Annotated in this window: 16 protein-coding genes; 12 read left to right on the top strand and 4 right to left on the bottom strand. The window is 61.4% G+C overall.

Annotated elements, in window-relative coordinates; translation table 11 throughout:
* Positions 1–309: 309 nt before the first annotated feature.
* The 10 genes from AB8A33_RS20815 to AB8A33_RS20770 all read left to right on the top strand — a co-directional run bounded on the left by AB8A33_RS20815 (position 310) and on the right by AB8A33_RS20770 (position 12,868).
* Positions 310–1,182 carry an outer membrane protein gene (locus AB8A33_RS20815; RefSeq protein WP_439094512.1) on the top strand — a complete coding sequence of 291 codons (873 nt, stop codon included), beginning with the start codon at positions 310–312 and terminating at the stop codon, positions 1,180–1,182.
* 153 nt (positions 1,183–1,335) lie between these two features.
* Positions 1,336–2,172, top strand: a complete 837-nt coding sequence (locus tag AB8A33_RS20810; protein ID WP_439094510.1) for an outer membrane protein — start codon at positions 1,336–1,338, stop codon at positions 2,170–2,172.
* Positions 2,173–2,244: 72 nt separating this feature from the next.
* Entirely contained in the window at positions 2,245–2,826 is a 582-nt protein-coding gene (locus AB8A33_RS20805; protein ID WP_439094508.1) for a glutathione S-transferase family protein, read from the top strand.
* 56 nt (positions 2,827–2,882) lie between these two features.
* Positions 2,883–3,287, top strand: a complete 405-nt coding sequence (locus tag AB8A33_RS20800; protein ID WP_439095997.1) for a GNAT family N-acetyltransferase — start codon at positions 2,883–2,885, stop codon at positions 3,285–3,287.
* Between the two features lie 216 nt (positions 3,288–3,503).
* Positions 3,504–4,676 carry a phosphoserine transaminase gene (locus tag AB8A33_RS20795; protein WP_439094506.1) on the top strand — a complete coding sequence of 391 codons (1,173 nt, stop codon included), beginning with the start codon at positions 3,504–3,506 and terminating at the stop codon, positions 4,674–4,676.
* Between the two features lie 93 nt (positions 4,677–4,769).
* The gene (locus AB8A33_RS20790) at positions 4,770–5,546 is read left to right on the top strand and encodes an enhanced serine sensitivity protein SseB C-terminal domain-containing protein (protein WP_439094504.1); all 777 of its coding nucleotides are present in this window, start codon (positions 4,770–4,772) and stop codon (positions 5,544–5,546) included.
* Positions 5,547–5,553: 7 nt separating this feature from the next.
* Entirely contained in the window at positions 5,554–7,143 is a 1,590-nt protein-coding gene (gene serA, locus AB8A33_RS20785) for a phosphoglycerate dehydrogenase (protein ID WP_439094502.1), read from the top strand.
* A gap of 198 nt (positions 7,144–7,341) precedes the next feature.
* Positions 7,342–9,021: a methyl-accepting chemotaxis protein gene (locus tag AB8A33_RS20780; protein ID WP_439094500.1), complete on the top strand. Its 1,680-nt coding sequence runs from the start codon at positions 7,342–7,344 to the stop codon at positions 9,019–9,021.
* A gap of 293 nt (positions 9,022–9,314) precedes the next feature.
* Positions 9,315–11,003, top strand: coding sequence for a cache domain-containing protein (locus AB8A33_RS20775; protein ID WP_439094498.1), 1,689 nt, complete (start codon positions 9,315–9,317; stop codon positions 11,001–11,003).
* 179 nt (positions 11,004–11,182) lie between these two features.
* Entirely contained in the window at positions 11,183–12,868 is a 1,686-nt protein-coding gene (locus tag AB8A33_RS20770) for a methyl-accepting chemotaxis protein (protein ID WP_439094496.1), read from the top strand.
* 115 nt (positions 12,869–12,983) lie between these two features.
* On the opposite strand, the gene AB8A33_RS20765 is transcribed toward AB8A33_RS20770, so the two are convergent.
* Entirely contained in the window at positions 12,984–14,339 is a 1,356-nt protein-coding gene (locus tag AB8A33_RS20765) for an esterase-like activity of phytase family protein (RefSeq protein WP_439094494.1), read from the bottom strand.
* 212 nt (positions 14,340–14,551) lie between these two features.
* On the bottom strand, positions 14,552–15,538 hold the full coding sequence (locus AB8A33_RS20760; protein WP_439094492.1) for a Bug family tripartite tricarboxylate transporter substrate binding protein: 987 nt from the start codon (positions 15,536–15,538) through the stop codon (positions 14,552–14,554).
* A gap of 372 nt (positions 15,539–15,910) precedes the next feature.
* On the opposite strand from AB8A33_RS20760, the gene mbfA reads away from it, so the two are divergent.
* The gene (gene mbfA / locus AB8A33_RS20755) at positions 15,911–16,882 is read left to right on the top strand and encodes an iron exporter MbfA (RefSeq protein WP_439094490.1); all 972 of its coding nucleotides are present in this window, start codon (positions 15,911–15,913) and stop codon (positions 16,880–16,882) included.
* Between the two features lie 153 nt (positions 16,883–17,035).
* Positions 17,036–17,329, top strand: coding sequence for an antibiotic biosynthesis monooxygenase (locus AB8A33_RS20750; protein WP_089263582.1), 294 nt, complete (start codon positions 17,036–17,038; stop codon positions 17,327–17,329).
* A 62-nt stretch (positions 17,330–17,391) separates the two neighbouring features.
* Here AB8A33_RS20750 and AB8A33_RS20745 read toward each other — a convergent pair whose 3' ends face one another.
* On the bottom strand, positions 17,392–18,195 hold the full coding sequence (locus tag AB8A33_RS20745; RefSeq protein ID WP_439094488.1) for a sugar phosphate isomerase/epimerase family protein: 804 nt from the start codon (positions 18,193–18,195) through the stop codon (positions 17,392–17,394).
* A 48-nt stretch (positions 18,196–18,243) separates the two neighbouring features.
* Complete coding sequence (locus AB8A33_RS20740) at positions 18,244–19,158, bottom strand: DMT family transporter (protein WP_089263581.1); 915 nt, start codon at positions 19,156–19,158, stop codon at positions 18,244–18,246.
* Between the last annotated feature and the right edge of the window lie 48 nt (positions 19,159–19,206).

Raw genomic sequence — 19,206 nt, 5'->3', positions numbered from 1 at the left:
AAACGCGTCTCAACAAAAAGCTGGAGCCTCGGTTCTGATCCTATCAGAGCCGAAGGCTCCGGGCAGGTAAGTCCTCGTTAACACCTGGCGATGCCGCGGCGCATTGCAGCGCGTTTTGATAGCAAGACATTGTTAGTAACTGTGGCGACGCAGCGGCGCGATGAAATTTGCGTGCATTTTCGTCACCAAATATCAACCTTAAAAGTTAGGGTTAAGCGCCGCTTAAGGAGTTGGTGTCATCGTCCGACTGTGAGTTTCCGAGTGTGAGGCCTCCATTAGTTGCCTCTTTGGCCCAAAAGGACGAAGCCAATGCGTAGCGTTAAATTCATTCTGGCCGCTGGCGCGGCTTCCCTGATGTCGACCGCCGTTTTCGCCGCCGACATGCCCATTGCTCCACCGCCTCAGATGTATGCGGCGCCGCCGGTCGAAGACTTTGGTGGCTGGTACCTGCGCGGCGATATCGGTTTCAGCAACCAGCGCGTCAAGAACATCGAGATGGGTGACGGTCGCAACGCCAATCTCCTCTCGCTTCAGCAGACCACTGCCTTCGATACGGCTGGCATCTTCCAGCTCGGTGTCGGTTATCAGTTCAACAACTGGTTCCGCGGTGACGTCACCGGCCAGTATCGCGGCAATTCGAATTTCAAGGGCACCGACCGCGTGACCTTCCCGGCGAGCGGCCTCGTCGGCACGGGCGTCAACAACTACAATGCGACGAAGTCCGAATGGGTCGTGATGGCCAACGGCTACGTCGATCTCGGCACCTGGTGGTGCGTGACCCCGTTCGTCGGCGCCGGCGTTGGCATGGCGCGCGTCAACATCGGGAACTACACGGATAACGGTGCGATCAATGTCGGTTCCGCCGGCGGCGTGCCCTTCATCGGCGGCCCGTTCCCGAGCTATGCCAGCGCGCCGGCAGCATCGAAGTGGAACTTCGCATGGGCCTTGCACACGGGCCTGGCTTACAAGGTCAATCCGGCAATGACCGTCGAACTCGGCTACAGCTACATGAATCTCGGCGATGGCCAGACCGGACCGGTCTCGACCTATGACGGCTTCACCCGTGGCGTGGCGATGCAGTTCAAGGATATCACCTCGCATGACCTGAAGCTCGGCGTGCGCTGGAACCTCGACAGCCCGCCGGCCTACGCGCCGCCGCCGCCGTTGATCCGCAAGGGCTAAGCGGGCGCTCATCGCCTCAACTATCTTAAGACATCTTAACGGCGCGGGAGCTTCCCGCGCCGTTTTGTTTTGCGCGGACGGTATGATTGCAACCAATGATTAAGGTTAACAGCGGATGATCGGGACAGTTCGGTGAGTTGAGGAATTGTCGTGATGCGTAGACTTCTGATCGCTGCAGCACTGCTGGGTGCCGTGCAAACCGCTCAAGCAGCCGACATGCCGGACCTTCCGGTATTGCGTGGTTCATTCCAGGACGGACCGATCGGCCCGCGGCCGATCTGGGACGGCTTCTATGTCGGCGGACAGGTCGGCTACGGATCAGGCGATACCAAATTCAAAGGCTCGAACTCCGACATGACGGGGAGCCTGGTGGCCAACACTTTGGTCGGCAGGGAAACGGGTGTCGCATCATGGCCGCTCAGTTTCACCAACCAGTCGGGCCATTCCGAGGTGTATGGCGGTTTCGCGGGTTACAATTCACAATGGGACGACGTCGTAATCGGACTCGAGATGAGTTACGTTCACGGCAAGTTCGGCGGCGCCTCCTCCGGCGATATGTCGCGATACAGCTTACTGTCAGATAATAATTATCATACGGTGACGTCGCTCGCGTCGAGTTCGATTAGCATCAGCGATATCGGCACATTCCGTGCTCGCGCCGGTTATGCTTTTGGCAACTTCCTACCTTACGCCTTCGGTGGACTGGCGCTTGGCCAGGCTGACATCGTTCGGACGGCCTTTGTCAGCGATTTCGTCACCGCGGGGCCGGGATCGACGACGCCATCCAATCTGCTAGGGCGGCAACTCAATAACTCCATCGAGGATGGCAAGTATAGCCACCTGATCTACGGCTACACCGCTGGTCTGGGCTTCGACATGGCGATCGTTGGCGGCCTGTTCCTGCGCGGTGAATGGGAGTACATCCGTTTCACGTCCCAGGTAGACACCTCGATCAATACCGTCCGCGCCGGTATCGGCTACAAGTTCTGACATCCGCCCCGCGTTCGCTTGACAAAGTGTAGCGCGGCTGCTGCTCTTTTACTTCCGCACAGGGGAGCAGCAATGAAGATCTACGGCGATCTCAATTCTGGCAATTGCCTGAAGGTGAAGTGGGTGAGCGATCGCCTCAAGCTTCCCTATGCGTGGATCGATGTCGACACCAGCAAGGGCGAGAGTCGGACGCCGGAATTCCTCGCCCTCAACAGCGCCGGCCAGGTGCCGACCGTCGTGCTCGACGACGGCCGCCCACTCGCGCAATCCAACGCCATCATCCGCTATCTCGCGCGTGGCAGCGATCTGATCCCGACCGATGCCTTTGATGCCGCCAAGATGGATGAATGGCTTTTCTGGGAACAATACAGCCACGAGCCCTATATCGCGGTGTGCCGCTATCAGATCGTCTATCTCGGCAAGACAATTTCGGATCTCGATCCTGAGAAACTCAAGCGCGGTTATTTCGCGCTCGCTCGCATGGAGCATCACCTGACGACGTCGCGTTTCCTTGTCGGAGATCGCGTCTCGCTGGCCGACGCGTCGTTGCTGGCCTATACGCGCGTCGCCCATGAGGGCGGCTTCCATCTCGACGGTTACGCGTCGATCAGGCGCTGGATCGCCGATAGCGAGAAGGCATTGGGTATTTCGTGAATACGCAGATCAAGCTACGGCCTGCGCGCCGCGAGGACGTCGTCGCGATCGTGGTAATGCTGGCCGATGATGCGCTCGGCCGTGGCCGCGAGCGTATCGAGGATCCGCTGCCGCAATCTTATTACGAGGCCTTCGATAAACTCGCGCATGACCCAAATATCCAGTTGATGGTTGCAGAAGGCGGCGACGGCAGCGTGGTCGGATGCCTGCAGCTCTGCATCCTGCCGGGCTTGAGTTCGCAGGGCGCGTCGCGAGCGCTCATCGAGGATGTTCGTGTTTCGACAACGCTGCGCAGCCAGGGCATCGGCGAACAATTGGTGCGATGGGCCATTGGTGAGGCACAGGCGAGGGGATGCAAACTCGTCGAGCTGCTGACCCATCAGACCCGGGTCGATGCCCAGCGATTCTACAAGCGGCTCGGTTTCGCTGACAGCCATGTGGGCATGACGTTGCGGTTCTAGGCCACGCGCGATCACCATGCCGTGCGGCGGACGCCGCGCCGTTCATTGCAAGGCATCAGCAAAACCGGTGGTGGTACGCCGGGACGGGCGACGTCATCCGGCCATCAATCACGCGTGATAGCCCGGAAGTCGCTTGACGCTCCGGATTGGTTCCCATATCCACGCCAGCGGGACACCTCCCCCCAACGGGAGGCTAGCTATCTGGAAGGATAGAATATGACTGCAGCGAAGCCCGCTTCGCGGCCCAATGTGCCGCATTTCTCCTCCGGCCCCTGCGCCAAGCGCCCCGGCTGGACCCCCGAAAAACTCACCGACGCCGCGCTTGGCCGTTCGCACCGTGCGAAGATCGGCAAGAATAAGCTCAAGCTCGCGATCGATCTGACGCGCGAAGTGCTTGAAGTGCCCGCAGATTACCGCATTGGTATCGTGCCGGCATCGGATACGGGCGCCGTCGAGATGGCGCTGTGGTCGCTGCTCGGGCCCCGTCCCGTCACCACCATCGCCTGGGAATCCTTCGGCGAAGGCTGGGTCTCCGACATCGTCAAGGAGCTCAAGCTCAAGGACGTCACGAAGCTGCATGCCGGCTATGGCGAGCTTCCCGATCTGTCGAAGGCCGATCCGAACTCGGACATCGTCTTCACCTGGAACGGCACCACCTCCGGCGTGCGCGTGCCGAATGCCGACTGGATCAAGGCTGACCGCGAAGGCCTGACCATTTGCGACGCGACCTCGGCCGCTTTCGCGCAGCCGCTCGACTGGGCGAAGCTCGATGTCGTCACCTTCTCCTGGCAGAAGGCGCTGGGCGGCGAAGCCGCACATGGCATGCTGGTGCTGTCGCCGCGCGCCGTGGCGCGTCTGGAGAGCTATACGCCGCCGTGGCCGCTGCCGAAGATCTTCCGCATGACTAAGGGCGGCAAGCTCAACGAAGGCATCTTCGTTGGCGAGACCATCAACACGCCGTCGATGCTGTGCGTCGAGGATTATCTCGATGCGCTCGGATGGGCCAAGTCGGTCGGAGGCCTCAAGGCGCTGATCGCGCGTGCGGACGCCAACACCAAGGCGCTTGCCGACTGGAAGGCGAAGACGCCGTGGATCGACTTCCTCGCGGCCGATCCCGCGATCCGCTCCAACACGTCGGTGTGCATGAAGGTGATCGATCCCGCGATCACCGAGCTATCGCCGGACGCACAGGCCGACTTCGCCAAGAAGCTGGTCGCGGCTGTCGAGAAGGAAAATGCCGGTTTCGATTTCGCGCATTATCGCGATGCGCCGGCCGGTCTGCGCATCTGGTGTGGTGCCACGGTTGAAGCCAAGGACGTCGAGATCCTCACGCAGTGGATCGACTGGGCCTTTGCCGAGACCAAGGCCTCGCTCGCCAAGGCGGCCTGATCTTACTGCCCAAACTAAGACTGCCGAAGCGAACCTGCGGGTTGATCTGGACGACACATCGTCTCCCGATCAACCCGATTTCCAGAGGCATCCATGTTTCAGCCAGAGAACGACATCGAGCGTGCATTGATGCGTGCATCGGCAGATCCGGCCGAGCGGCCGGGTTTTGCCCGCGATATCATCGACGCAGATATCTTCGTCGTACTACTTCCCGAAGCTGGTGCGCTGGTGCCCGACGAAAACGGCAAGGCAGGTATTCCAGAGGGTTCCAAATTGACCTTGGCATCGGTCAGACATGGAGACGAAGAGGTGTTGCCGTTCTTTACGGCGGCATCTCGCGCGCGTGCCATCTTCCACGGCGATCACATTGTCGCGCCGGATGTCACACGCGACTTCTTCAAGCGGAATCCTGACAGGGCTTTCTTGCTCAATCCAGGATCGGATTACGGCAAGGAATTCTCTCGCAGCGAGGCATCGCGCTTGCTGGCAGGTAATTTCGGTGAAGACGGGCAAACCGTCGTCATCGAAGAGCCCGCGAACGTTCTGCTTGGCATGCCGAAGCAAATTCCTGATGCCTTGATCGCAGCGCTCGGACACGAGCTCGGCGCACTCAAGACGGTGCTAGGCGCGTGGCTGATGCTGGCGAAACACGCTGGCGAAACCAATGAAAGCTGGATGCTCGGCGTCGACCATAAGGGCGAATGGAGGGACGTCCAGGAGGCCCTCAAGCGTGCGGTGCGTGGCGACGTTCTCAGGGGCCGCTTCCTGGATGCGGTGCCTATCAACGAAAATTCTCTCGGCCCGGATCTCCGGGCAGGGATTCCTGTCATTGCCGCCAAACGCGGCTTCTTCAGCAAACTGTTCAGATAGGTCCATCATGTCCGCTCCCAAGGTTCTCATTTCCGACGCTCTCTCTCCCGCCGCCGTGCAGATCTTTCGTGACCGCGGCATCGATGTCGACTTCCAGCCGAACCTCGGCAAGGACAAGGACAAGCTTGCCGAGATCATCGGCAACTACGACGGCCTTGCGATCCGCTCGGCCACCAAGGCGACCGCGAAGATCCTCGAAAAGGCGACGCGCCTGAAAGTGATCGGCCGCGCTGGCATCGGCGTCGACAATGTCGAAATTCCCGCGGCCACCGCCAAGGGCATCATCGTGATGAACACGCCGTTCGGCAATTCGATCACGACCGCCGAACATGCGATCACGCTGATGCTCTCGCTCGCCCGCGAAATCCCGCAGGCCGATGCGTCGACCCAGGCCGGCAAGTGGGAGAAGAACCGTTTCATGGGCGTCGAGATCACCGGCAAGACGCTGGGTGTGATCGGTTGCGGCAATATTGGCGCTATCGCGGCCGACCGTGCGCTCGGCCTGCGCATGAAGGTCATCGCTTTCGACCCGTTCCTGTCCCCGGAGCGGGCCAAGGATATCGGCGTCGAGAAAGTCGAACTCGACGACCTCCTCAAGCGTGCCGATTTCATCACGCTGCACACGCCGCTGACGGAGAAGACGAAGAACATCATCGATGCTGCAGCGATCGCCAAAATGAAGCCCGGCGTGCGTATTATCAACTGCGCCCGCGGCGGTCTGGTCGATGAGCAGGCGCTGGTCGATGCGCTGAACTCCAAACAGGTCGCCGGCGCTGCCTTCGACGTGTTCGTCGAGGAGCCGGCCACCAAGAACGTGCTGTTCGGCCATCCCAATGTGATCTGCACGCCGCATTTGGGCGCATCGACGACCGAAGCGCAGGAGAATGTCGCGCTGCAGGTCGCCGAGCAGATGTCGGATTATCTGCTGTCGGGCGCGATCTCCAACGCGGTCAACTTCCCGTCGATCACCGCGGAAGAAGCGCCGAAGCTGAAGCCGTTCATCGAACTCGCCGAGAAGCTTGGCTCGTTCGCGGGCCAGCTCACCGAGACCGGCATTGCCAAGGTGCAGATCACCTATGAAGGTGCGGTGGCCGAAATGAAGATCAAGGCCCTGACGTCTGCTGCATTGAGCGGGTTGCTGCGGCCGATGCTCGGCGACGTCAACGTCGTCTCCGCGCCGGCCGTTGCCAAGGAGCGCGGCATGGTGGTCGATGAAGTGGTGCGCGCGGCGCAGAGCGATTACGAAAGCCTGATCACCGTCAATGTTATCACCGAACGACAGGAACGCTCGGTGTCCGGCACCGTCTATCATGACGGCAAGCCGCGGCTGGTCGATATCAAGGGTATCCGCGTCGATGCCGAGTTCGGGAAGTCGATGATCTACATCACCAACGAGGACAAGCCGGGCTTCATCGGAAAGTTCGCCTCGCTGCTCGGCGACGCCAAGGTCAACATCGCAACCTTCCATCTCGGCCGCAACGAACAGGGCGGTGATGCCATCGCGCTGGTGGAGATCGACGGCGCTGTGCCGGCCGATGTGCTGAGCAAGGTGCAGGCGCTGCCGCAGGTGAAACAGGCCAAGGCGCTGACATTCTGAGTGTCTCGCTCCTGAACTGATATTGCCAAAATCCCCGCCCGAAAGGCGGGGATTTTTTCGTTTTAGGGAAAATTTCACATTCAGGTCGACGCGGCAGGCTTGCCCCGCCCGCAGGTGTAAGGATTTGGGAACACTACCCCGGTAGGTTTACCGCGAGGAATCAGCGATCGAAAATCGCACGCTCGGGGGAATATAGTCGTGAAGCTCGCCAATATCCGTATTACGTACAAGCTCGTCGTTCTGGTGGCGGTCACCATGATCGGCCTCTGCGCCGCGGGCATTTTGGCCGCCTATATGGTCAAGAGCGAGATGCTCTCCGCGCGCACCGAGCAGCTGAAGTCGATCGTCGAAATCGGGACCAACGTAGCCGCCAGCATCCAGAAGGATGTCGCTACAGGCAAGCTCACCAAGGAAGCCGCGACCGCCGAGCTGGTCCGCCGCATCGAGCCGATGACCTATGACAACGGCAACTATCTGTTCATCTACACGATGGACGGTGAGGTGGTTCATCTGCCGGGCTTCAAGGCGGGATCCAACCGGCTCGACGTCAAGGTCAGTGGCGTTGCCATTACGCGTGAATTCCGCGACGGCGTCGCAGCCAACGGCACGAAGATTCTGACCTACGAATTCCAGAAGCCGAATACGACAGTACCGTCGAGGAAGATGGGATATGCAGCAGCTCTTCCGGGTTGGAACATGTTCATCGCCACCGGCGCTTATCTCGACGATCTCGATGAGCATCTGAAGCCGATCATCTGGGCGCTCGGCCTGGCCATGCTGGCCATTGCCGCGGTGGCGGGTGCGATCGCGTGGCTGATCGGCCGTAGCATCACCAAGCCGCTCGGCATGCTGGGATCGCGCATGGAGTCGCTCGCCAATGGTGCGCTGGATGAGGAAATTCCCGGCGTCGGCCGCGGCGATGAAGTCGGCGCAATGGCCAAGACGGTTCAGGTGTTCAAGGACAATGCGCTGCGTATCCGCTCGCTCGAACAGGTCGAGGCGGATGCGCAGGGCCGTATCGCCGCGGAGCGCCGCGCCGCCATGGAGGCGATGGCCACGGATTTCGAGCGCAGCGTGACGGGTATCGTCCGCTCGGTCTCGACCGCGGCGGTCGGCATGCAGAGCACCGCGCAATCGATGACGGCGACGGCGAGTGATGCAAGCTCGCGCGCCGCGACGGTCAGTGCAGCTTCGACGCGCTCGTCCGATAATGTCAGCACGGTCGCGGCGGCTGCGGAGGAATTGTCGGCATCGGTCAGCGAAGTGCTGCGTCAGGTGTCCGCCTCCAGCGAGATAGCCAACAAGGCGGTAAGTGATGCCGAACGTACCAATGCGACCGTCCAGATCCTGTCGAGCGGCGCTGAGAAGATCGGCGAAGTAGTACAGCTGATCCACAGCATTGCCTCGCAGACCAATCTGCTGGCGCTGAACGCGACCATCGAGGCCGCACGTGCCGGCGAGTCTGGCCGAGGCTTTGCCGTGGTGGCGTCCGAAGTGAAGGCGCTGGCCAGCCAGACCGCCAAGGCCACCGAGGAAATCTCGGCGCAGGTCGCCGCCATGCAGGCATCGACCAGCGAGGCCGTTGCATCGATCGGCGCCATCACCGGCACCATCGCCCAGATGAGCCAGATCACCAACACGATCTCTGTGGCGGTGGAGCAGCAGGGCTCGGCGACGCAGGAAATCGCGCGCAACATTCAATCGGTGTCGGCCGGCGCGAATGAGATCAGCAATCATATCGGCGGCGTCAGCAGCGCAGCCGAGGCCACCGGCTCCGCGGCGTCACAGGTGCTGTCTAATGCAAAGGAGCTGGAGAGCCAGTCCGGCATGCTGCGCACCGCCGTGGATGAATTCCTCGCCAAGGTAAGAGCGGCCTGAGTCAAAATCCTTCCCCGAGCGCGGCTTTGCTGCGCTCGGGGAGCTACCAGGCCAAGACTTGCCTAAACTATTGAGCTTCAGTCGCTGCGTCGTATCGCTGCACCACCAAATTTAAATCTGCATAATGATAGTTCATATAGGTGCGCAGCTACCTGTAGCGCGCCTTTTGGCGTGTTCGAGGTAACCAATAACCGCGGTTGCAGAAACGGAACTACACACCGCTTCACGAACTCGAAACCACACCCTGCAATGGTGAATCGCTCATTTCAGCGCGCCTTACAGGGATACTTCCCATGCATCGTTTGAAAATTTCGATCGGCCTTCGCCTCTACAGCATCATTGGCTTGAGCTTTCTTGGCCTCGCCGGGCTGGCCTGGATGCAGCTGAATACCCTCGGCGACTCCCTCAAGCAGCAGCGCCAGAGCGAATTGACCCATCTCACGGAGCTGGCGCTCGGCATCGCGCAGGAAGAATACGCAACGGTCCAGCGTAGCGGTGTGTCGGACGAGGCCGCTCGCAAGACCGCAGCGGCGCGTATCGGCAAACTGCGCTACGGCAATGGCGATTACTTCTGGATCAACGACCTGCAGCCGCGCATGGTGATGCATCCGATTAAGCCCGAGATGAACGGCAGCGACCTCTCTGGCAACAAGGATCCGAACGGCAAGCGGCTGTTTGTCGAATTCGCCGATGTCGTGAAGAAGCAGAAGGCGGGCTTCGTCGACTATCTGTGGCCCAAGCCCGGCAAGGACGCACCGCAGCCGAAGCTCTCTTATGTCGTCGGTTTCGAGCCCTGGGGCTGGGTCATCGGCACCGGCGTCTATATCGACGACTTGCAGGTCCAGCTCTGGGAGAGTGCGCGCACGGTGATGATCGCGGCACTCGCGGTCATTGTCATTCTCGGCGCGCTTGCCTGGATGATTGGCCGCAGCATCACCATTCCGCTTCGCCGGCTCGGCGCGCGCATGCGCGGTCTCGCCGATGGCGCGCTGGATGAAGCGATCCCCGACGTCGACCGCGGCGACGAGATCGGCGCCATGGCCACAACGGTTCAGGTGTTCAAGGACAATGCGGTACGCATTCGCGGGCTCGACAAGATCGAAGCGGAATCGCAGGCCCGTGTTGCTGCCGAACGCCGTGCGGCGATGGAGAGCCTCGCCGACGATTTTGAGCGCAGCGTCAACGGGATCGTGCGTTCCGTCTCCACCGCTGCGGCCGGTATGCAGAGCACCGCGCAGTCGATGACGGCGACAGCCAGCGACGCGAGCTCGCGCGCATCGACGGTCGGTGCGGCATCGGCGCGCTCATCTGACAATGTGAGCACGGTTGCGGCAGCGGCCGAAGAACTATCGGCTTCGGTCAGCGAAGTGTTGCGTCAGGTCGCGGCCTCCAGCGATATCGCCAGCAAGGCCGTGGGCGATGCGGAGCGCACCAATGCGACGGTGCAGCAGCTCTCCAGCGGTGCCGAGAAGATTGGCGAGGTCGTGCAACTGATCCACAACATCGCATCGCAGACCAATCTGCTTGCGCTCAACGCCACCATCGAAGCGGCACGCGCCGGTGAATCCGGTCGTGGCTTTGCAGTCGTTGCATCGGAAGTGAAGGCGCTGGCGAGTCAGACGGCGAAGGCGACCGAGGAAATCTCCGCGCAGGTCGCGGCGATGCAGGCCTCGACGCAGGAGGTTGTGAGCTCGATCAACGCCATCACCGGAACGATCGCGCAGATGAGCCAGATCACTATGACGATCTCGTCGGCCGTGGAAGAGCAGGGTTCGGCCACGCAGGAGATCGCGCGCAACATCCAGTCGGTTGCCGCAGGCTCGAGCGAGGTCAGCGCTCATATCGGCGGTGTCAGCGCAGCGGCGGAAGCAACGGGGCAGGCGGCAGGCATGGTGCTGTCGAATGCGAAAGAGCTGGACGGCCAGTCGAGCATCCTGCGCAAGGCGGTGGATGAATTCCTCGCGAAGGTTCGAGCAGCGTAGGGCCTTTCCTCTTCTCTCGCGGAGAGCGAACTCTTGTAGCGCTGCAATCGTTGCTCGGCATCAGGTATCACAGGCTCGATGATCTGCGGGGATGGTTTGTAAAGAACAAAAAAAGGTCTGTTCGGTATTCTTCTCCTCAATTGGTATTTGCACCCGCGCCCTTTTTTGGAGAACTCATTGTGAAGATAAGTAATCTGACGATCACACCCAAGCTCGGTATTCTGGTGGGTGTCATGCTGCTTGGTCTGTGCGCGTCTGGCGTTCTTGCGGGATATTTCGTTCAGCGCGAGATGATGACCTCAAGGGTCGAGGAGCTTCGCCACTTCGTCGATGCCGCGCGCAGCGTGGCGATCGGATTGCAGAAGCAAGTCGACGCTGGCCAGCTCACCAAGGAAGCCGCGATGGCTGAATTCGGTCGTCGTGCAAATACGATGACCTACGACAACGGCGCGGGCTACCTGTTTGGCTCCATGATGGACGGCGTGACGGTGCTGTCGCCGGATGCCAAACAGATCGGTCAGAACCGTCTCGATGTGGTGACCAATGGCAAGGCGATCGGTCGCGAATGGCGCGACAGTGTTGCTGCCAAAGGCGAGCACACGATGTTCTATGACTACGTCAAACCGGGCCAGACGGCGCCGCTGCGCAAGGTTGCCTATGCTGCCGCGATCCCGGGATGGAACATGTATGTGGGCGCCGGGGCCTATCTGGAAGACCTCGATGCCAGGTTGAAGCCGATCATCTGGGCGCTCGGTTTGGCGATCTTTGCTATTGGTGCGGTCGCGGGCGGCATCGCCTGGATGATCGGTCGCAGCATCAGCCGCCCGCTCGGTCAGCTCGGCGCGCGGATGCGCACGCTGGCCGATGGCGCGCTTGAGGACGACATTCCCGGGACCGGGCGCGGCGATGAGATCGGCGCGATGGCATCGACCGTCCAGGTGTTTAAGGACAATGCGGTCCGGATTCGCAGGCTCGACAAGATCGAAGCCGAGACGCAGGCGCGCGCGTCTGCTGAGCGGCGTTCGACCATGGAGAGCATCGCCGATGATTTCGAACGCAGCGTCAACGGCATTGTCCGCTCGGTATCGACCGCGGCGGCAGGGATGCAGACCACCGCGCAATCCATGACGGCGACCGCCAGCGATGCCAGTTCGCGTGCATCGACGGTCGGCGCCGCGTCGGAGCGGTCATCGGACAATGTCAGCACGGTTGCAGCCGCCGCCGAGGAATTGTCGGCGTCGGTCAGCGAAGTGTTGCGGCAGGTATCGCAGTCGAGCCAAATTGCCAGCAAGGCAGTCGGCGATGCAGAGCGTACCAATGCGACTGTTCAACTGTTGTCCAGCGGCGCGGAGAAGATCGGCGAAGTGGTTCAGTTGATCCACAGCATTGCTTCGCAGACCAATCTGCTGGCGCTGAACGCGACCATCGAGGCCGCACGTGCCGGCGAGTCCGGCCGCGGCTTTGCGGTGGTCGCCTCTGAAGTGAAGGCGCTGGCCAGCCAGACCGCCAAGGCCACCGAAGAGATCTCCGCGCAGGTCGCAGCCATGCAGGCGTCGACCAGCGAAGCCGTGCTCTCGATCAGCGCCATTACCGGGACCATCGCGCAGATGAGCGAGATCACCACCAGCATCTCCACGGCAGTCCAGGAGCAGGGCGAGGCCACGCGGGAAATCGCGCGCAACATTCAGTCGGTCGCGGCGGGCTCCAGTGAAATCAGCGAGCATATCGGGGGCGTCAGCAGCGCAGCGGAAGCGACCGGGACGGCGGCCTCGCAGGTTCTGTCGAATGCCAGGGAGCTCGACACCCAGTCCGGCATGTTGCGGACGGCGGTAGACGAGTTCCTGACCAAGGTGCGTGCTGCGTAACCCTCGTCTTGTCCCTCCCCCATGTGGGAGGAACAAGAAAGCGAGCGCCTCAACGTAAAAAGCCCTCCCTTGCGGGAGGGCTTTCGTCGTTGAGGCTGATGCCTGCTCGCGTTGCTTACTTCGCTTTCAGGAAGTCGGCGACTTCGAGCAGCACGAACTCGTTGTCATCGGCCTTGTTTGGCTCGCGGCTCGACGAGAACGGCAGGTTGTTGTCGTTGCCGACGATGATGTGGGTGGCGTCAACCTGGTCGACGTTCTCGATGGTGAAGAACGGGAAGGTCAGCACGCCATCATTCAGCGGCTTGCGGGCCAGCTTGTTCGGATCCTGGATCTTCATCAGGTCGATGAAACCGACCTTGCGGACGGGTTTGCCGACATTGGCATCGTTCAGTTCGATCTTGTAGACGCGCTTGAACTTGGCGAGATCTGGGAAGCAGTCTTCACCGCGCTTGCCGTCGGCGCAGGCCTTGTCCTTGGTGCCTTCGCCATTGTCGCGCTCGATGATCAGGCCATTGTCGGCGGTGATCATGTTGAAGTCGCCGATGGCATTGCCGTTCTGTTCAAACACATACTGCCAGTAGCGACCGGTGAACTTCTCGTTGGCGACGTCGAATTCGAGGATGCGCGAAGCTTCCTTGCCGTCGACCTTTTCCCAGTCCTTCTTCTCGGCGTCCCAGATCGGGCCTTCGAGCAGGCCGTAGAGGAACTTGCCATCCTTGGAGGAGGCGAAGCCTTCATAGCCCTTGGAGCGGCGCAGGTTGACGGTGGTGTAGGTGGCGCCCGGCGCGCCCGGCGACTGCACCGACCAATGATCCGGCGAACGCACCGGCTTGCCGTCGGCGACGGTGTCGAACACAGCCAGAACCTTGCCGGTCTTGTCGGCCTTGATGATGTAGGGGCCGAATTCCTCGCCGATCCAGAAATTGTCGCCGACGATCTGGAAGCCTTCGGTGTCGACATCGGCGCCGGTCAGGTAGCGCTTGGCGGTGTCTTCATGGACGATGCGGAACGGCACCTTCTTGTCGGGATCGTGCAGGAACACGGTGGCCTGACGCTCGACCTTGCCGTTCTTCCAGTCGATCTTGTGATGATTGAGATAGATCATGTAGTCGGCCGAATTGTAGCGCGAGCCGGCGCCGTTGTCGGTCAGCACCCAGAACGAACCATCGGGCATCACCTTGATGCCGGAGTGTCCCTGCAGCGGCTGGCCCTTCATCGGCAGCGAGATGCCGGTGGCGCGCTCATAGGATTTGCCCATGACAGTCCCGAGGGCGTCGACGCGCTTTCCGGTGGTGTATTTGCCCGAGGTCTTCAGGTCATTCGGTGCGTCGGCGGGCGCGTCGATGGTCGACGTCGCCGGCAGCACGGCATGGCCGGCGAGCTTGGCAGGGAATTCGCCTTCCGACTGCGCAAAGGCAGCGGAAGAAAGCATGACGAGGGAAGCGACGGAGCAGAGGAATGTGCTGCGCATGGTTGTCTCCTTTGTGGTGACCATGCGCGGTGTTCTGGGGGGCAGGCGTTACGCTGCGCTGACAGTTTCGTGACGACTGGGTGACAGCGGGGGAAAGAGCTGCGGCATGGGGTCGCCGCGGCTGCGGGTTAGGTCACAGCCTCTCCGCCATCGTCTCCGCCTCGCACGCCAAAGGCAGGCGTGGGGCGGAGACGACGAACGGTGCTGCTTCTCTACTGCTTCTCGATCCCCGCATCCGTGATCAGCTTTTCCCACACCTTGAGCTGATCCTTCAGGAAGGCGTCGAATTCTTCCGGCGTACCGGAGAAGGCTTCCATGCCGCGGTTGGCGAGGTCTTTCTGGATCTCGGGTCGCTCGACGATCTTGCGGATTTCGGCGTTGAGCTTGACGACGATGTCCTTCGGCATGTTGGCCGGGCCGAGATAACCCTGCCACGAGGTGATGTCGAAGCCTTTCACGCCGGCCTCGTCCATGGTCGGCAGATCCGGCAGCAGTTTGGAGCGATATTTCGTGGTCACCGCGAGCGACTTCAGCGCCTTGGCGTTGACATGCGGTAGGCCGGTCGGGACGTCGACGAACATCATGCTGACGCGGCCGGCGATGACGTCGGTCAAAGCCGGCGGCGAGCTCTTGTAGGGCACGTGCAGGAGATCGAGCCCGGCGAGACGGGCAAAGGTTGCGCCGGAGACAATCGCCGACGAACTGCCTGATGCGTAGGAGTACTTGCCCGGCTCCTTCTTGGCCAGTGCGACCAGCTCCTCGACCGAGTTGGCAGGAATCTCGGGATTGATCACCAGCATGAAGGGCAGGTCGCCGGTGCGCGCGATCGGGGTGAAATCCTTGACCGGATCATAGCTCATGGTCTTGAGCAGATAGGGATTGGCCGAATGCGTCGTGTTGGTTGTCACGAACAGCGTGTAGCCGTCGGCGGGGGCACGTGCGACGAAGCTGGCGGCGATCGAGCCATTGGCGCCGGCCTTGTTGTCGATCACGGTGTTGGCGTTCAGTGCAGTGCCAAGCTCCTTGGCGATCAGGCGAGTCGTGGTGTCGGTGCCGCTGCCGGCGGCGAAGGGGAGCACCAGCGTGATCGCCCGGTTCGGATAGTTCGCGGTTTGTGCGATGGCCTCCGGGGTCGCCAACAGCAGCGCTCCGATAAACGATGCGCTCGCCACGCCACGAAGAATTGAAAGTCCGTGCATTCCGCTTTTCTCCCTGAATCGGCCTTGGTAGCCCGCATTTATTGCGCGCAAACTAGCGGAGGTCGGTGACGCGCGGAAGCGGAAAGGTATGCGGTTCAGGTTCGCGTGCGGTCGATGGTGCAGGCCCTGCATCGACTTCTGCAGCACGGGGCCGATCTTGTCGCGTTCGTTCGCGGCAGCACTTGCAGTCGGCCGCTGATCCGCAGCATCTCCGCGTCTGGCACAGTGCGAATGCCGGGGGCGACCTCCGGAGCACGCACGGTCGTTTCGTCGCGGTCGCAGTGCAGCGCTGCGCAGGTGCAAAGCTCTTTGACAAACGCAAAGCAGTTCCTGTATATATTAGAATAATTCTAAATTAAGTAAGGCGTTGATATGAAGGCGTTTTCGGAGCTCACCGAACGCGAGGTGCTGGCGGTTGCGATCTCCAGCGAGGAAGAGGACAGCCGGATCTATCTCAGCTTCGCCGAGGATCTGGCAGAGCGCTATCCCGATTCCGCGAAAGTCTTCAGCGAGATGGCCGAAGAGGAAAAAGGCCATCGGCATCTGCTGTTGCAGATGTATGAGGAGCGCTTCGGACCGAACCTTCCGCCGATCCGGCGCGAAGACGTCAAGGGCTTCATCCGCCGCCGACCAATCTGGCTCACGCGTAACCTGTCACTCGAAACCATCCGCAAGGAAGCCGAGAGGATGGAGTTCGAGGCGGAGCGCTTTTACGCCAGGGCGGCCGAGCAGGCGACGGATGTCGGCGTTCGCAAGTTGCTGGGCGATCTGGCCGAGCTGGAAAAAGGACACGAGCATCTCGCAGCCAAATTATCGGACGCCATCCTGACGTCCGACGTTCGCACGATGGAGGACAACACCCGCCACCGGATGTTCGTCCTGCAATATGTCCAGCCAGGTCTTGCGGGCTTGATGGACGGCTCTGTATCGACGCTGGCGCCGCTGTTTGCGGCCGCGTTTGCAACACAGCACAATTGGCAGACATTCCTTGTTGGCCTCGCCGCATCGATCGGCGCCGGTATCAGCATGGGTTTCGCCGAAGCACTATCGGACGATGGCTCCATGACCGGACGTGGCTCGCCGTGGTTGCGTGGCGGCATCTGCGGGCTGATGACGACGCTGGGCGGTCTCGGTCATACTCTGCCTTATCTCGTGCCGGACAGTTGGCCGAACGCATTCTGGATCGCGACGGCCATCGCGGGTGTTGTCGTTTTTTTCGAGCTCTGGGCCATCGCCTATATCAGGGCGCGCTACATGGATACGCCGTTCCTGCAGGCCGTCTTTCAGGTGGTGCTTGGCGGCGTCATCGTTCTGGCGGTGGGAATATTGATCGGAGGCGCGTAGCGGGTGGGGAGGCGTCAGATGGCGTCGTTGTGCGGGATCGCGTAGGTTCTATGCGCGGGAAACCCTGCTGCTCGTCCCGCCGATCATGAGTGTGTGCGATGCATGATCGCGGCAGGTGCGATCGCGGGCAGCTTACGGGTGAAGGAGCGTCCCATGTATGCTGCCATTCGTCAGAGCAAGGCAAAGACCGGCATGGCTGAGGAACTGACGCGCAGGATCAAGGAAGGTGCCATTCCGATCATCAGTGATGTCGAAGGTTTCATGGCCTATTATGTGGTCTATGCGTCCGACGATACGGTGACGGCGATCAGCATCTTCAACAATTTCGCGGGCGCGGAGGAGTCGAACCGACGCGGGCTCGCGTGGAGCGAACAGAATCTGGCGCCCTTGCTGATTGGACCAGCCACAGCGATAGCCGGGCCGGTTATCGTTCATACGTTGGCATAACGCGCGCGGGACAGGTGCTATGCCGGGCGGTGGCATGTGCGCGTAGATTACTCGCTGGATTCTCAATCTCCCAGCAGGCGCTTCGCGCCGGCGATTGCGCGGCGCGCGACTTCTTCGGGGCCGCGCTCCCGGGTCAGTGCATCCATCGGCACTTCGAGCGCGACCGGAATATGCTTCGGCAGGTGCGCGACGATGGCGCAGAGGTCGATGCCGCCGTCGCCGGGTGGCAGCCGTTCAGCGCGCGCGGTGTGCAGCAATCCTTCCACCGTGCCAGGCTTCTCCGCCGGAGCATCGCAAAAATGGAAAAACGGCAGCAAGCGCGATGGCATGTCGTCGAGTTCGGCGAGGCTGCTGTCGGAGCGGTCGAAATGCAGCGTATCGACAAGGATACCCGCATTGGCGCGGCCTGCGGTCTCGACGATGGCGCGCGCCTTGTGCAGGTTCGACACATTGGTCCAGGGAAAGAACTCCATCACCGGCATGATGCCGTATCGCGCCGCAAGATCGGCGATGGCCGCCAGTCGGTTGGCGAGGCGGGACAAGTCGGGATCATAGGGCGCGACGATGACATGGCGGGCTCCGAGCTCCGCGCCGGCGGTGAGCATCGGCTCAAGCGCCACGACGTCGATCCCGGGCGTGATCTTGACGAGTTCAATATCGAGCACGTGCAGTCCGGTGTCGGCGAGACGCGCCTTGGTTTGCCGCATCATCGCCTTGTCGTTCATCAGCGGGTAGCCGGGGCTTTCCGCGGTCACGGCGATCAGTCTCAGTCCGACACTCCGGTAGCCGCAGCCCGCGGCAACGTCGATCATCTCTGGCGGCGCCAGCGATAGCACGGTGAGGTGGGCGAGCGAGAAAACGGTCATGAGATGTTTCTACTCCCGATGTCAGGCTGGCCGGACCGGATGTGCGGTCTATCGCCGTGATGCGATGAATACGCCCGACAGCACCAGCACGTAGCCGATGAGGTGAAACAGTTGCGGCTGTTCGCCGAGAAACGCGATGGCCAATACGGAGCCGAACACCGGCATCAGATGCAGAAATGGTGCCGCGCGATTAGGGCCAATCAGCGCGATGCCGCGATTGAAGAACAGATAGGCCAGCGCCGACGGAAAGATCATGGCATAGGCGAGCGTCAGCAGCGTCACGGTGTCGAAGATCAGCGGCGAGCCCGAGTTAAGTTCCCAGATGCTGACCGGCAGGGTCAGGATCGCGCCGCCCGCGGTGGTGAAGGCGATCAGCGACATCGGGTGGGTCACCGGTCGCCGCAGCATGAGCGCCGAATAGACACCGAACACCAGCAGCGCTGCGAACAGCATCGCATCGCCCTTGTTGATCTGGATACTGGCCAGTGCGGTCAGATCGCCGCGCAGGATGATGATCAGCACGCCGGCCATGGAGACCACGATGCCGAGCAGTTGCGCCAGCGTCAGCCTCACGCCGAACAGGATTAGCGTCCACAGCGCGACGCAGAGCGGGCCCGACGACTGGATCAGCAGCGCGTTCAGGGCCTGCGTGTATTTCAGGCCCCAATAGGCCAGCACCGTATTGGCGGCGAAGCCGGTCAGCGCCAGCATCGTCATGAGAGAAAGCTGCGCGCGGAGGACCGGCCAATCCGTGCGCAGATGCGTCCAGGCGAAGGGCAGCAACAGGAAAAAGGCCCCGATCCAGCGCACGCAGGCCAGCGTCACTGGCGGGACGTGGCCGGCGACATAGCGGCCGAGCACGATATTCCCGGCCCAGAACAGCGAGGTGAGGCTGAGCAGGAGATAAGGCTGGTTGGCAAACCAGCCGACGATCGTTTGTCGCGGCGGTGCGGAAGGGGTCATCGGCTCGATGGTCAATGCAGCCTTCCATAGGCGGCAGTTCGCCGGGTG

Source organism: Tardiphaga sp. 813_E8_N1_3 (genome assembly GCF_051811025.1).
Taxonomy (GTDB): Bacteria; Pseudomonadota; Alphaproteobacteria; order Rhizobiales; family Xanthobacteraceae; genus Tardiphaga.
Note: the sequence above shows the minus strand (reverse complement) of the source record. Positions and strands in the feature narration are given on the sequence as shown.

Bases quoted from the DNA above. Each gene is read 5' to 3' on its own strand.
- AB8A33_RS20815 (WP_439094512.1), top strand. From the start codon at position 310: ATGCGTAGCGTTAAATTCATTCTGGCCGCTGGCGCGGCTTCCCTGATG.
- AB8A33_RS20810 (WP_439094510.1), top strand. From the start codon at position 1,336: ATGCGTAGACTTCTGATCGCTGCAGCACTGCTGGGTGCCGTGCAAACC.
- AB8A33_RS20805 (WP_439094508.1), top strand. From the start codon at position 2,245: ATGAAGATCTACGGCGATCTCAATTCTGGCAATTGCCTGAAGGTGAAG.
- AB8A33_RS20800 (WP_439095997.1), top strand. From the start codon at position 2,883: ATGCTGGCCGATGATGCGCTCGGCCGTGGCCGCGAGCGTATCGAGGAT.
- AB8A33_RS20795 (WP_439094506.1), top strand. From the start codon at position 3,504: ATGACTGCAGCGAAGCCCGCTTCGCGGCCCAATGTGCCGCATTTCTCC.
- AB8A33_RS20790 (WP_439094504.1), top strand. From the start codon at position 4,770: ATGTTTCAGCCAGAGAACGACATCGAGCGTGCATTGATGCGTGCATCG.
- serA (WP_439094502.1), top strand. From the start codon at position 5,554: ATGTCCGCTCCCAAGGTTCTCATTTCCGACGCTCTCTCTCCCGCCGCC.
- AB8A33_RS20775 (WP_439094498.1), top strand. From the start codon at position 9,315: ATGCATCGTTTGAAAATTTCGATCGGCCTTCGCCTCTACAGCATCATT.
- AB8A33_RS20765 (WP_439094494.1), bottom strand. From the start codon at position 14,339: ATGCGCAGCACATTCCTCTGCTCCGTCGCTTCCCTCGTCATGCTTTCT.
- AB8A33_RS20760 (WP_439094492.1), bottom strand. From the start codon at position 15,538: ATGCACGGACTTTCAATTCTTCGTGGCGTGGCGAGCGCATCGTTTATC.
- mbfA (WP_439094490.1), top strand. From the start codon at position 15,911: ATGAAGGCGTTTTCGGAGCTCACCGAACGCGAGGTGCTGGCGGTTGCG.
- AB8A33_RS20750 (WP_089263582.1), top strand. From the start codon at position 17,036: ATGTATGCTGCCATTCGTCAGAGCAAGGCAAAGACCGGCATGGCTGAG.
- AB8A33_RS20745 (WP_439094488.1), bottom strand. From the start codon at position 18,195: ATGACCGTTTTCTCGCTCGCCCACCTCACCGTGCTATCGCTGGCGCCG.
- AB8A33_RS20740 (WP_089263581.1), bottom strand. From the start codon at position 19,158: ATGACCCCTTCCGCACCGCCGCGACAAACGATCGTCGGCTGGTTTGCC.